This window comes from Ruegeria sp. N7 (genome assembly GCF_056531345.1).
In genome coordinates this window covers 64,742-77,136 of record NZ_JBQFLR010000011.1, presented here as the reverse complement: position 1 = coordinate 77,136, position 12,395 = coordinate 64,742, and the positions used below count along the sequence as shown (strand labels likewise).

19 protein-coding genes are annotated in these 12,395 nt (G+C 60.4%); 3 read left to right on the top strand and 16 right to left on the bottom strand.

Annotated elements, in window-relative coordinates; all coding sequences use genetic code 11:
- Positions 1-32: 32 nt before the first annotated feature.
- Positions 33-254 carry a 50S ribosomal protein L31 gene (gene rpmE, locus ACR0ES_RS13385; protein WP_267366773.1) on the bottom strand — a complete coding sequence of 74 codons (222 nt, stop codon included), beginning with the start codon at positions 252-254 and terminating at the stop codon, positions 33-35.
- 11 nt (positions 255-265) lie between these two features.
- A complete protein-coding gene (gene rplS, locus ACR0ES_RS13380) occupies positions 266-649 on the bottom strand; it encodes a 50S ribosomal protein L19 (RefSeq protein WP_267366771.1) in 384 nt (127 codons plus the stop codon).
- A 379-nt stretch (positions 650-1,028) separates the two neighbouring features.
- Between rplS and ACR0ES_RS13375 the strand changes: the two genes are divergently transcribed.
- Entirely contained in the window at positions 1,029-1,829 is an 801-nt protein-coding gene (locus ACR0ES_RS13375; protein ID WP_480870967.1) for a glycoside hydrolase family 25 protein, read from the top strand.
- Here ACR0ES_RS13375 and ACR0ES_RS13370 read toward each other — a convergent pair.
- The 11 genes from ACR0ES_RS13370 to ffh all read right to left on the bottom strand — a co-directional run bounded on the left by ACR0ES_RS13370 (position 1,826) and on the right by ffh (position 8,713).
- Complete coding sequence (locus ACR0ES_RS13370; protein ID WP_480870965.1) at positions 1,826-2,251, bottom strand: hypothetical protein; 426 nt, start codon at positions 2,249-2,251, stop codon at positions 1,826-1,828. The two genes, ACR0ES_RS13375 and ACR0ES_RS13370, sit on opposite strands and share 4 nt — an antisense overlap.
- A gap of 134 nt (positions 2,252-2,385) precedes the next feature.
- Complete coding sequence (trmD, locus tag ACR0ES_RS13365) at positions 2,386-3,195, bottom strand: tRNA (guanosine(37)-N1)-methyltransferase TrmD (RefSeq protein WP_480870964.1); 810 nt, start codon at positions 3,193-3,195, stop codon at positions 2,386-2,388.
- Positions 3,192-4,007 carry a hypothetical protein gene (locus ACR0ES_RS13360; RefSeq protein ID WP_480832565.1) on the bottom strand — a complete coding sequence of 272 codons (816 nt, stop codon included), beginning with the start codon at positions 4,005-4,007 and terminating at the stop codon, positions 3,192-3,194. The genes trmD and ACR0ES_RS13360 overlap by 4 nt, the downstream gene beginning before the upstream one ends.
- Complete coding sequence (rimM, locus tag ACR0ES_RS13355) at positions 4,007-4,510, bottom strand: ribosome maturation factor RimM (RefSeq protein WP_480832567.1); 504 nt, start codon at positions 4,508-4,510, stop codon at positions 4,007-4,009. The genes ACR0ES_RS13360 and rimM overlap by 1 nt, the downstream gene beginning before the upstream one ends.
- Positions 4,503-4,652, bottom strand: coding sequence for a hypothetical protein (locus ACR0ES_RS13350; protein WP_209506115.1), 150 nt, complete (start codon positions 4,650-4,652; stop codon positions 4,503-4,505). The genes rimM and ACR0ES_RS13350 overlap by 8 nt, the downstream gene beginning before the upstream one ends.
- Positions 4,653-4,658: 6 nt before the next feature.
- Positions 4,659-5,294: a 5,6-dimethylbenzimidazole synthase gene (bluB, locus tag ACR0ES_RS13345; protein WP_480870962.1), complete on the bottom strand. Its 636-nt coding sequence runs from the start codon at positions 5,292-5,294 to the stop codon at positions 4,659-4,661.
- Positions 5,295-5,306: 12 nt separating this feature from the next.
- On the bottom strand, positions 5,307-5,696 hold the full coding sequence (gene rpsP / locus ACR0ES_RS13340; RefSeq protein WP_209506119.1) for a 30S ribosomal protein S16: 390 nt from the start codon (positions 5,694-5,696) through the stop codon (positions 5,307-5,309).
- A 122-nt stretch (positions 5,697-5,818) separates the two neighbouring features.
- The gene (locus tag ACR0ES_RS13335) at positions 5,819-6,115 is read right to left on the bottom strand and encodes a chorismate mutase (protein ID WP_209506121.1); all 297 of its coding nucleotides are present in this window, start codon (positions 6,113-6,115) and stop codon (positions 5,819-5,821) included.
- Positions 6,112-6,654: a GNAT family N-acetyltransferase gene (locus tag ACR0ES_RS13330; RefSeq protein WP_480870960.1), complete on the bottom strand. Its 543-nt coding sequence runs from the start codon at positions 6,652-6,654 to the stop codon at positions 6,112-6,114. Before ACR0ES_RS13330 ends, ACR0ES_RS13335 begins: the two co-directional genes overlap by 4 nt.
- Complete coding sequence (locus tag ACR0ES_RS13325) at positions 6,651-7,205, bottom strand: GNAT family N-acetyltransferase (RefSeq protein WP_480870958.1); 555 nt, start codon at positions 7,203-7,205, stop codon at positions 6,651-6,653. Before ACR0ES_RS13325 ends, ACR0ES_RS13330 begins: the two co-directional genes overlap by 4 nt.
- On the bottom strand, positions 7,205-8,713 hold the full coding sequence (gene ffh, locus ACR0ES_RS13320; protein WP_209506127.1) for a signal recognition particle protein: 1,509 nt from the start codon (positions 8,711-8,713) through the stop codon (positions 7,205-7,207). Before ffh ends, ACR0ES_RS13325 begins: the two co-directional genes overlap by 1 nt.
- Positions 8,714-8,971: 258 nt before the next feature.
- On the opposite strand from ffh, the gene ACR0ES_RS13315 reads away from it, so the two are divergent.
- Entirely contained in the window at positions 8,972-9,859 is an 888-nt protein-coding gene (locus ACR0ES_RS13315; RefSeq protein ID WP_480870956.1) for a sulfotransferase domain-containing protein, read from the top strand.
- A gap of 3 nt (positions 9,860-9,862) precedes the next feature.
- Here the strand turns inward: ACR0ES_RS13315 and ACR0ES_RS13310 are convergent, their stop codons facing one another.
- Positions 9,863-10,378, bottom strand: coding sequence for a hypothetical protein (locus ACR0ES_RS13310; RefSeq protein ID WP_480538736.1), 516 nt, complete (start codon positions 10,376-10,378; stop codon positions 9,863-9,865).
- Positions 10,379-10,465: 87 nt separating this feature from the next.
- Here ACR0ES_RS13310 and ACR0ES_RS13305 point away from each other — a divergent pair, with 87 nt between their 5' ends.
- Positions 10,466-10,996, top strand: coding sequence for a prolyl-tRNA synthetase associated domain-containing protein (locus ACR0ES_RS13305; protein WP_480519429.1), 531 nt, complete (start codon positions 10,466-10,468; stop codon positions 10,994-10,996).
- Here the strand turns inward: ACR0ES_RS13305 and ACR0ES_RS13300 are convergent, their stop codons facing one another.
- Together ACR0ES_RS13300 and ACR0ES_RS13295 are read right to left on the bottom strand one after the other, a co-directional pair.
- Positions 10,997-11,734 (bottom strand): aspartate/glutamate racemase family protein, encoded by a 738-nt coding sequence (locus ACR0ES_RS13300; RefSeq protein WP_480870954.1) that lies wholly within the window; start codon positions 11,732-11,734, stop codon positions 10,997-10,999.
- Positions 11,735-11,806: 72 nt separating this feature from the next.
- The gene (locus tag ACR0ES_RS13295; protein ID WP_480487184.1) at positions 11,807-12,388 is read right to left on the bottom strand and encodes an FMN-dependent NADH-azoreductase; all 582 of its coding nucleotides are present in this window, start codon (positions 12,386-12,388) and stop codon (positions 11,807-11,809) included.
- Between the last annotated feature and the right edge of the window lie 7 nt (positions 12,389-12,395).

Genomic DNA, 12,395 nt, shown 5'->3' with positions numbered 1-12,395 from the left:
GCGACCTTCCTTTGAAAGACTGTGGCAAAGGTTTAGAAACCCAGGCCTTCGTATTTCTTCTTGAACTTCGACACGCGGCCGCCAGCGTCCAACAGGCGCGACGAACCACCGGTCCATGCAGGATGTACCGAAGGGTCGATTTCCAGTGCCAGCTGGTCGCCTTCGCTGCCCCAGGTGGATTTCATCTGAACGACGGTGCCATCGGTCATCTTGACGTCGATGACGTGATAATCGGGATGGATGTCTTTTTTCATCTTTCCGCTCCTTACGCTTCGGCGCCAGCTTTAGGCTTGTAGTTGGTGACCTCTGCGATACGTGCGGATTTACCGCGACGCGAGCGCAGATAGTACAGTTTGGCGCGGCGAACGCGACCACGGCGGACAACGGTGATGCTGTCGATATTGGTCGAATACAGCGGGAACACACGCTCCACGCCTTCGCCAAACGAGATTTTGCGAACGGTGAACGAACCGGCAATGCCGCTGCCGTTGTTGCGCGCGATGCAGACGCCTTCGTAGTTCTGCACACGGGTGCGCGACCCCTCGGTCACCTTATAGCCGACACGGATAGTGTCACCGGCTTTGAAATCGGGGATGTCTTTCCCCAGGGCGGCAATCTGTTCCGCCTCAAGCTGTGCGATCAGGTCCATCGCAGTTTCTCCTATCTGCTCGTGGTTGGTCCACGAAGTTGGGTACGGCCTGAGAGCTCTTGGTCTTCACCGGGTCCTGCGTACAGCCCGCCAGAGGTCAGATCGAATGTTCCTTTGGTCTGGCCTGACCCGACGCATCCCTGCCGAAGAAAGCGGGACGTCACGCCATGGTGCAAACCAAAACACCGGAGTCGCAGAACGCGGCACCGGATTGCGGTCGTTTAAGGGTATTGCCGGCAGGGATCAAGGGAAAAACGCCCTGTCTTGCCCAAGGCGCCGGTAGGAATCCGCCAGCCTGAAAGTAAGGCGTTGCCATGCCGCCCAGATCAGGCATTCTGAGGCAAATAATATGAGCAGATATTTCAGACAGGACCCTATGATGCGATTGGCATTCATGATGGCCATAACGGCCGTTGCGCTGATGTCTTGCGGGCGCGGCGGCCCGAAACCTCAGGCCGTTGAACCCGTTCCGGGCGTGGACAGGACAGCACCGCTTGTGATCTACCCCGATTTCGGCGACGCGGATCCCCATGACTGGGAAGGGCGTCACCCCAGACAATACCCGATCCATGGCCTTGACGTGTCACGCTGGCAGGGGCCGATTGACTGGCGCACGGCCCGGGCATCAGGTGTCAGCTTTGTGTTTCTGAAAGCGACCGAAGGCGGCGACGTGGCCGATCCCCTGTTCGACGATCACCGCCGCGGCGCGCAGTCGGCCGGTGTGCCCTGGGGCGCCTATCACTATTATTATTTCTGCCGGTCGGCCCGGGAACAGGCCCGCTGGTTCATCCAGAACGTGCCCAAAGGGGCAGACCTGCCGCATGTGCTGGATATGGAATGGACACCGCATTCCAAGACCTGCACGCTGCGCCCCGATGGCAGAACCGTCCGCGCCGAGGCGCAGCGTTTCCTGGACATTCTCGAACGACACTATGGCCGCCGCCCGATCGTCTATTCCACGGTGGATTTCTATGAAGACACCGATATCGGGCGCCTGCCCAAGACCGAGTTCTGGCTGAGATCTGTTGCAGGCCACCCCCGCAATGTCTATCCCCGCGCGGTCTGGCGGTTCTGGCAATATACCGGCACCGGTCTGGTTCCGGGCGTTCAGGGCCGGGTGGACATCAACACCTTCAACGGCACGCCAGACGTCTGGGCCAGATGGAAGGCCGGAGGTTAGGTCTTTGGTGCGCCGCAGGTTTCAATGGTGATGCCGCCAACCAGATGGTCCAACCGGCGCTCCCGCTCTTCCCCAAAGGCGTTGCGCACCCAGAACGATTCACCTGCGCTCAGTTCCCGGCGTTCGAAGCCGCGCTCTTGCAGGCAACGGTCCACCTGATCGATTTCGCCCTGCGTGCGCAGTTCGTCCTGGATCGGGGCGGTAATCGCAGGGCCGATGAGGATACCCCACAGCAGGATATTCGTTGCATATCCCCCGATGACGGCGCTGTTTCCACCTTCGTCAGCTTCCTGAGAGCAGGAATCGACCGCAACCCGCGCCGAATGCAGATTGTGACCGGCTTGCGTTGGAACGGACATCCCCAGTGGTTTGGTCGTGCAGGCAGAGGCAACCAGAAAAGCGCCAAGCAATAACTTCTTCATTATGCAATTAGTCTTTCGTTTTAAGGTCCTGAAAACGCAGGGCTTTCAAACGTGCATATTTTGGAGGACGATCAACTGCAAATAGAATTCCGGCAAACACAGAACCTAAGGCATGTCTGCAACATTCGGGCGTTCTAATCAGACGAATCCGACCGGGATTTTTCATAGTCAGCCCAGATATCCGGGCGGCGCTCGCGGGTAATGTCCTCGGCCATCTTGTGGCGCCATTCGGCGATGCGGCCATGGTGGCCAGACATCAGAACCTCGGGTATCGGACGGCCTTTCCAATCCGCCGGGCGGGTGTATTGCGGATGTTCCAGCAGGCCCGAGGAAAAGCTTTCCTCTTCGGTCGAGGCCTGATTGCCCAGAACGCCGGGGATCAGGCGCACCGTGGCATCAATCAGGGCCTGTGCTGCAATCTCACCGCCGGTCATCACGAAATCCCCCAAAGAGACCTCCTGCACACCGTAATGCTCCAGCACGCGCTCATCCACGCCTTCGAACCGGCCACACAACAGGGTCATGCCATCGCAGCGCGCAAGGGTCTGCATCATGCGCTGGTCCATGCGCCGCCCGCGCGGGCTGAGGTAAATCAGTGGCCAGTTGCCCTGAATGCCCGCCATGGTGTGCTCGATGGCTTCGCCCAACACATCGGGCCGCAAAACCATACCCGCGCCGCCCCCGGCAGGCGTGTCATCCACGTTGCGATGCCTGCCGACGCCGAATTGCCGCAAGTCCACGGTTTCCAGCTGCCACAACCCCTCCTGCAGCGCCTTGCCGGTCAGGCTTTCTCCCAGAATGCCCGGAAAGGCGGTTGGAAACAGGGTGATGATCTTGGCCTTCCAGACGCCGTGCAGGTCCGGGGTGGGTGTCATCAGCTCACGCGGTTTCAGCGTGGCCCGGATCGCCTTGCGACCATGGGATTTGCCGGGTTTGTCAGTCATTTCTGGCGGGCCAGTTCATGTTGGGCGGTTCGAATCAGGGCCTTTTTCTGAGTGATTAACGCTGCTTCGTCCAGCGATGATCGGTTCAGGGCCAGCAGTTCCCTCAGGACGTCGTCGGACAGCTGAGGGCTTTCATGCACAGGCTTCACAAGCTGCGCAGATTTCCCGGGTGGCAGGTCGAGAAATTCGGCAAATGGTGCGCCCAATCCAAGGTGGTGGCCTTTCAGCGCTTCCATCCACGCGGTCCGTACCGTGACAGTTGGCAACCGGTCTCTGATCCGGTCTGCCGTGTCCTGTGGCGATGGCAGATGCGCAAGATCGGCGCAAAATCCGTCCAGGTCCTGAACCATGCGCGACAGTTGAAGATCGTGGGCCCAAAGGCTGCGCAACCACACATCGCGATTGCGTAACGACAGGTAGACGGTGATGTCGGTTTCTTCGCCCACCAGACGGCGGCGCAGCACGCTGACGACCGTTTCCGCCAGTTCGGGTGCGGCCCCGTATCCTTCGATTTTGTTCCTGCTGGGGCGCAGGCCCAGAAAATTCTCTTCGCTCAGGATCAATCCTCGGCGTGCTCCGAAATCCAGACCGTCGAAAAAAGTGTGCAACTGACCGCCAAAACCCGCCAGCGTGTCATCCAGTCGATAGATCGAATGGCGCGTGGCCGCTTCGCTTAAACCGGCCTTGCGGGTCTTATACGGAAGGACCAGAGCGAAATGAGGCCAGATCAGCTCGCGGTTTTCATGCAGAAAGGACTGTGCTGCCGTCATGCCGGTCTTGTGAAAACCCAGATGCAGCAGAACACGTCGCATCAGATCAGGCCTTCGGGCGGGTCGGCCACAATGCGGCCCTGTTCCAGATCGACGGTTGGCACCACCAGCATCGTGAACGGCAGCAGAACCGTCGCCTTCAGGCCCGGCCCGTGTAGTTCCAACAGGTCCGTGGCCCCGTGGTTCTGCACGGATTTGACCTTGCCCAGCAGGGTGCCGCCGGTGTCATAGACCTCAAGCCCGATCAGGTCTGTGTGGTAGAACTCGTCATCGGGCAACGAGGGCAACTGATCGCGCCGCGCAAACAGGCGCAAACCGTTCAGGGCATCCGCCTGTTCCTTGGTTTCAACCCCGCCAAGACGGGCGGCAAAACCGTTCTTGATCGTACGCGTCAGAACCACCGGATAGCGTTCCTTACCGGTTTCATCCGTCAGTGGCGAATACGTCTCGATATCTTCGGGAACGGCGCAGAAGCTTTTCAGGCGCACTTCACCGCGTACACCATAAGACCCCGCGACGCTGCCGACGCAGATCAGATCATTCATTGGCAGCCCCCGTCGTCAAACAGATCCCGTTTCTCCATTCGCCTAGCCCTTCGCAGGCTTCGCGCTGATTGTTGCGCTCAAAGAACACGCCCACAATAAAGGCGATCAGCAGCAGAATGGGAAGGCGTATCAATCCGAACATGCGGCCCTACCTTGTTTCGATCTTCAGGCTGTCGGCCCGGGTTTCCCAGCCAACCTGCTCAAGTTCGGGGGTGTCGGACACCTGTTCCGGCCATCCGACACAGAAATACCCGATCAGACGCCAGTTGTCCGGCACATCCAGATCGCGCGCCATCTGTTCGGGTTCCAGAATGGATACCCAGCCCAGCCCCAGCCCCTCGGCCCGCAGGGCCAACCAGAACAGGGTGATGGCAGAGACCACGGAATAGCGCCGCATCTCGGGCATCGAGCCCGCGCCGAGACCCATTCCCTTGTCGGTGTTGTCGTCGCAGAAGACGGCCAGTTGCACCGGCGCTTCCTGCATCCCCGACAGTTTCAGGCGGCTGTAAAGCTGCGCCCTGTCGCCGGAATAGCCCGCCAAGGCGTCATCGTTGGCGGTTTGGAAATTCCTTAGCGCCGCAGCCCGGGCTGCGGCGCTTTCGACGCGGATCACGCGCCATGGTTCGCTCAGCCCCACGGATGGGGCCAGCCGAAACGCGTCGAGGCAGCGCGCAAGCACTGCCTCGTCTACTGCGTCGCCGCGGAACCGGCGCACATCGCGCCGGAGCCGCAACAACAGATCGAACTGCGTGCGAAATGCGTCAGTAAAGGTCTGATCCCGCACGCTTCGGCCTGCTTATTCTTCTGCAGCCGCTTCTTCAGCCGGTGCAGCAGCCGCTTCGGCAGCTTCCGCAGCCTTTGCAGCTTTCTCTTCCGCGCGTTCCTGAGCTTTCTTGCCCGGGGTACCCTTGTTGGGGTTGTTGCGCTCGGCCTTGTCACGGGTGCCGGCAGCTTCCAGCATACGTGCGATACGGTCGGTGGGTTGGGCGCCCTGATCCAGCCAGTGCTGAACGCGTTCCATGTCCATTTTCACACGCTCTTCGCTGTCTTTCGGCAGCAGCGGGTTGTAGGTGCCCAGTTTCTCGATGAAACGGCCGTCGCGCGGCATCCGGCTGTCAGCCGCGACGATGCGGTAAAACGGACGTTTTTTCGAGCCTGCGCGGGCGAGACGAATTTTCATTGCCATGGTGGTATCTCCTTTGAATGGCATCACGCCGGAGGCGTGTATTTGATTGGCCGGTGTCTTTTCCGGTTAATTCTGGTGTTTGTTGAACCTCTGGTTCACTTCTAACTTGCTGAACCTCTGGTTCACCCTTGGTGTTTCCTGTGGTGTCGGATGACTTCCTGAATGATGAAATTCAGAAAAGCCTTGGCGAAATCGGGGTCCAGATCGGCCTCTTTCGCCAGGTCTTCAAGCCGTGCGATCTGCGTGGCCTCACGCGAGGGATCGGACGGGGGAAGGTTGTGTTCGGCCTTGAGCTTGCCAACGGCCTGTGTGTGTTTGAACCGCTCGCCCAGCGTATAGACAAGGATCGCGTCCAGCCGGTCGATGCTTTCGCGATGCTCTTTCAGCAATGCAGCCGCGCGTGTCACGGGGTTGTTCATTGGCCGGTCCTTTCGGGTGTCGAAACGTCAATCTTGGGGTGCCGCCACACCTGGCAGGGCTGGCCCAGCAGTTCGGCATTGTCGCGCTCCAGCGTTGCACCCAACCGTTCGGCCAAAGCGCGCGAGCGGTCGTTTTCGTGGGCGATATACGAAATCAACCCGTTCAGGCCCTGATGCAACGCCGCATAGGACCGGGCGGCAAGCGCCGCCTCATAGGCAAACCCTTTGCCTTCGAAATCTTCCATCACGGTCCAGCCCAGTTCAGGCTCGTCCCAACCGGGGGCGTCAATCAGGCCGACGCCGCCAGCGAACCGACCGCTGGATTTCTCGGTCAGGTGCCAAAGGCCAAATCCTTTCAACGCCCAGTGCCCAAGACGTCTGGCCAACATGCCCCAGCTTTCCAGCGCGTCCCGGGGGCCGCCCACCAAATGGCTGCGCTCGGTCGCAAAGAATGCGGTCAGCGCAGGCAGATCATCCAGATGCGGGGCACGCAGGATCAGACGTTCGGTTTCAACGGTGGGGATGGTGAACGCGGTCATGCGTAGGCCTCCATCCCGCCATTCACCAGATCGGCAGGCGCGGGGTGCCGCCAAATCTCGGACTTGCCGAATTTGGGGTGGTCATAGTGATACTCGAACTGCGCGCCCAGCCGTTTCGCCACCGCCTTGCTGGCATGATTGTCCAGATCAATCAGCGAGATCGCCGTTTCCCACCCCAGAACATCATACGCATAAGACCGTGCGGCCAGTGCCGCCTCGGTCGCGTAACCCTTGCCGGTGGCATGGTTCATCAGTGTCCAGCCGATCTCGGGTTCGGGCCAGCCTTCGGGGCACCAAAGCCCGATCCGCCCGACATAAGTGCCCGAGGCTTTTTCCTCAGCGCTCCAGAACCCGTAACCGCGCAGGGACCAGTGGCCCAGCAGCGAAGCGATCAGTCGCCAGACCTCATCCCGGCGCAGTGGCCCGCCGACGAATTTTGCCGCATCGCTGGCAAAGAACGCGGTATCGGCGTCCAGATCAGCCTCGGACGGCGCGCACAGGATCAGGCGCTCGGTTTCAAGCCGGGGGATATGTTGGGCGACGGCGTTCATTACTTCTTCTTGCCAAACCCGCTCAGGCCCTGAGGCAGCCCCATGCCGCCGCCCAGGCCGGGCAGTCCGCCGGGCATTTTGCCGCCCATTGCCTTGGCCGCCTGTTCCAGTGCCTTGGGGTCCATGCCGGCTGCCATGTCTTCGGGGCTGGGGCCGCCTTTGCCGAACATGCCCTTCATGGCCTGTTTCAGCATCTTGCCTTTGCCCATCTTGCCCATCTTCTTCATCATGTCCGACATCTGCCGGTGCATCTTGAGCAGCTTGTTGAGGTCGCTGACCTCCATCCCCGAACCGGCTGCAATCCGTTTCTTGCGGCTGGCTTGTAGCAGCTGCGGGTTGGCGCGCTCGCGTTTGGTCATGGACTGGATCAAGGCGATCTGCTGGCGCAGGATCTTGTCGTCCAGACCCGCCTGATCCATCTGCTTGGCCATTTTGCCCATGCCCGGCATCATGCCCATCATGCCCTGCATGCCACCCATCTGGATCATCTGTTCCAGCTGCATTTTCAGGTCGTTCATGTTGAACTGACCTTTGACCATGCGCTTCATCATGCGCTCGGTCTGTTCCATCTCCATCGTTTCCTGGGCCTTTTCGACCAGGGCAACGATGTCGCCCATGCCCAGAATACGTCCGGCGATCCGGTCCGGCTCGAAGGTCTCCAGCGCGTCCATCTTCTCGCCCAGACCGACAAAGCGAATAGGCTTGCCAGTCACTGCGCGCATCGACAGCGCCGCACCACCGCGCCCGTCCCCGTCCATCCGGGTCAGGACCACGCCCGAGATGCCGACCTTGGCGTCGAATTCTTCGGCCACTTCAACGGCGACCTGACCGGTCAGGCCGTCAACCACCAGCAGGGTCTCGCGCGGGTCAACCGCATTGCGGACCTGCTCGACCTCGTCCATCAGCACTTCGTCGATATGCAGGCGACCGGCGGTATCCAGCATATAGACGTCATAGCCGCCCAATGTGGCTTGCTGCTTGGCGCGCTTGGCGATGTCGACGGGTTTCTGGCCCGGTACAATCGGCAGCGTATCAACGCCGACCTGCGCGCCCAGAACCGCCAGCTGGTCCATCGCCGCCGGGCGATAAACGTCGAGCGAGGCCATCAGGACCTTCTTGCCCTCTTTCTCTTTCAGGCGTTTGGCAAGCTTACCAGTGGTGGTGGTCTTACCCGAACCCTGCAAACCGACCATCAGGATCGGGGCAGGCGGGTTGTCGATCTTCAGCTTGCCGGGGTCTTCCTCACCACGCAGGGTATCGACCAGCGCGTCATGCACGATCTTGACGACCTGCTGGCCGGGGGTGATCGACTTGGTCACCGCCTGACCGGTTGCCTGGTCCTGCACCTTCTTGACGAATTCACGCGCCACCGGCAGCGAGACGTCGGCCTCGAGCAGGGCAACACGGACCTCGCGCAGGGCGGTCTTGACGTCTTCTTCAGACAGGGCACCCTGTTTGGTCAGCCGGTCAAAGACGCCGGAAAGGCGTTCGGATAGATTTTCAAACATGCCTTCGGCCTCCTTAGCCGGTTATCTGATGGCGCGTCCTAGATAGGATGCGTCGGTTAAATGCACAAACGCCCCCACGGGCGAAACTCGCTGGTGGGGGGCGATCCCTGAACGACTCAAGGGACCGGAAGATCAAGACGCTTCCGGATGTTTGGCGGTCATCTACGCCTCTGGGCTCTGCGAGTCAAGGCAAACGCTTTGAGCATCTGGCCACTTGGTGTAGCGTCCAAAGGTCGGGGTCAGTTTTGGAGTTTGGTCATGAGTCAACCATTGCCGCAGCGCACCAAGGATTATGTCGGTGAAGTCACGAATACCGATATCTGGTCCGACTTCGTAATCCGTCCCGACGACGTCTTTGTCTGCACGCCTCCCAAATGCGGCACCACGTGGACACAGACGCTGGTACGAATGCTGATCACCAAAACCGCGGATCCAGTCGTGTACAACAACGCGGTCTCCCCCTGGCTCGATTGCGGGTTCAGAGATCGTGAGGAGCAGGACAGAATACTTGCCGCACAGACGCACAGACGGTGCATCAAGACCCACACGCCATTGGACGGGATCACCTATTCCCCGGATGCGACCTATCTGGTGGTGCATCGCCATCCGGTTGACGTGCATTTCTCGCTGCGCCGCCATGTGGAAAACATGAAAGACGACTGGCTGGACTACCTGTTTCCCGATGATCTTTCCGAAGCCTTCGCGATGTTTCTGGACCGGCCCGCCTCGTCAAAGGGCACTGACGATCTGACGCTGGCCTCATACGTCCACCATTACCGTTCATTCCGCGCGTTCCGGCATCTGCCAAACATCCATTTCCTGCATTACGCCGAACTCAGCCGCGATTTGCCGGGACAGGTGGCGCGGATCGCAAACATCTTGGGGACCGAGATCGCACCAGAAATGATCGACGATATCGCTGAGGCCGCAAGCTTTGGTTCAATGAAGGAAAACGCCCGGCGCGCTTCGCAGCAGCCCGGTTTCAAAAGCGCGTTTCAGGATTACGCGCAGTTCTTCTCGTCCGGGACCAGCAACAAATGGGAGGGCAAGCTGACCGCCGATGACATGGCCCGATACGACGCGCGCCTGTCCGAAATGGTGACACCGGCCGATCGAGCCTGGCTGGAGCACGGACAAGTCCTGTAATCGTCAGGCCTGTTCCTTCGTGTCTTCCTGCTGCGCGGGCAGCCATGCATTGACCGCGTCAACCAGTTTATGCGCGCCGCGCCCGTTCGAGAACGCATCGACAATCGGATGACGCCCTTCGCTCATTCCCTTGTCCAGCACCAGAACCGGGCGATACAGCGTCGAACTGCTGCTGTCGCTGCGGAAAGTCGAGCTTTCAACTTCGGCATGGGACAGGCTGGACAGCTGATGCTCGACCGCTTCATAGCCAAAGACAGACTGCCTGCGGATCAGAATGCGGTTCTTTGTGCGGTCCAGAATGACCTGAACCCGCCGCACGAAAACGCAGAACGCCCCGACACCTAGCCCGCCGCCGATTAGTGCAAAGAACAGCCCGAACCAGATATTCTCGCCGCCGTCACTGACCATGACCAGCCCTGCGCCGACAAAGGCCAGTATGAAAAAGACCAGCATGATTCCGATGAACCAGGGCGTGTCGGCAAGGATCAGTTGGGTCGGAGTGTTTCGTGTGACTTTCATGGCGGCACGCTAGCACCGTTTTCTGCTCTGCCCCAGCTTGAATTCGCCGCCATGTTGCGCGATGAGCGCTACAAACAGGAGGGCCCCATGGACGCATCATCCACATTTCAGGATACATTGCCGCTCAGTTCTGACGCGCTGTTGGCGCAGCTGGATGATTGGGGGCTGCCCTACCGCCTGCATACCCATGTTCCCTTGCGTACGGTCGAGGACTCCAAGGCCGTGGAAGGCCAGTTCATGGTGCCGGGCGAGAACGCGTTGCGGGTCAAGAACCTGTACCTGCGCGACAAGAAAAAGCGCAACTACCTGGTGACGCTGGAACAAAGCCGCGAGATTGACCTCAAGGCGCTGGGCGCAGAACTGGGTGTCGGCGCCCTGTCCTTTGGGTCGGCAGACCGGCTGTTGCAGAACCTTGGTATTCGCCCCGGCGCGGTCAGCCCGCTGGCGATGATCAACGGTGTGCAGAACAATGTGCAGTTCTTCATGGACGCCGCCGCCCAAGGGGCCGAGGTGATTTATATGCACCCGTTGGTCAATGACCGTACCGTTGTGATGAAACAATCCGACGTGATGGCGTTCTTCGATCGCATCGGTTGCACCGTTATGTGGCTGCCCTGATCACTCTAGCGCCAGTTTCAGCGCGGCGGCGACATGCGCGGCGGACGGGTTGATGAACAGGTGCCCGTCGGCCTCGAATACCGGGTCATCCAGATGCTTTGGAAAGGCCAGCGGCAGCTCGGTACAGGCCAGCAGGATGGCGGTTCCGGGACGGGCATGTTTGTTGCAAAAGGCCAGCAACCTTGCCCGGGCCGCATCAGAGGCACCACCGTAGAAATCACTGTCGATCATGGCCTGCATCTCGGAAATCTCGGGGTCGGGCAGCCGCGCATTCGCGGTGATGCCCTCGGCCGCCAGACGATCCGCATAGTTGGTGGCCTGCATCGTCACGGTTGTTCCCAGCACCAATGCGTTTGTCACGCCTGTGCTGGCCGTGGCCTCTGCCGTTGCATCGAAAATGCTGAGGATGGGCATGGAAACACCCTGTCTGATCGCGTGCAGCCGCGCGTGCGGGGTGTTGGACGCTATGATGCCAAAATCGCATCCTGCGCGCTCCAGCGTCAGCAGCGCGTCGCGAAACACCGCATCAAACGCCGCCCAGCTGGCTTCGTCCCCGGCGACACCCCGCAAGGCGCGGGTCTTGGCCTGTGTGACGGACTCGATGGTCATGGCAGGGATCGGCAAGGGCGCGCCGTGGCCGCGCGCCGCAAAGTGACGCCCGGCACCCTCGGCAATCGCCCTGTAGTAGTCCACGGTCGAGGCCCAGCCCACACCGCCCAGAATTCCGATCTTCTTCATGCGCGCCATCCGGTCCGCCAGTTCCATCTGACCAGCAGACTGGACGTTTCAGAGATCATTGACCAGTGGCGATCAGGCCGCCAGTTCTGTTACCGCCTTTTTGGCGCTTTCCAGCGCGGCTTCGGGGTTCACCGCCATCTGATCCGCGGCGATGACCGCTACATCATGGATGCCGATAAAGCCCAGAACGTGACGCACATAGTTGGTGGCAAAGTCGATTTCGGATCCGACAGCAGTACCGCCCGACGCGATTGCCAGAATGGCGCGTTTACCCTCCAGCAACCCTTTTGGGCCGTTCTCCGAATAGGAAAAGGTCAGGCCCGCGCGGGCGACCAGGTCGATCCAGGCCTTAAATGCAGCGGGGACCGAGAAGTTGTAGATCGGCAGGCCGATAACGATGGTATCGGCCTCTTGCAATTCGGTCACCAGCGCGTCCGAAAGGGCCAGCCGGTCGCGCTGCAGGTCGTCGCGCTGCTCGGCAGGGGTAAAGTTGGCGGCGATCCAGTCTTCGGTCAGCAGGGGCAGGGGGGTAGCCAGGTCGCGGCGGATGATGCGGTCCGCACCCAACTGCCGGACGATGCTGTCAGACAGGTCGCGGGTGGTCGAAGCAACGCGGCGGGCAGAGGCGTCGATATGCAGGATGGTTTTAGCCATTTTCTGG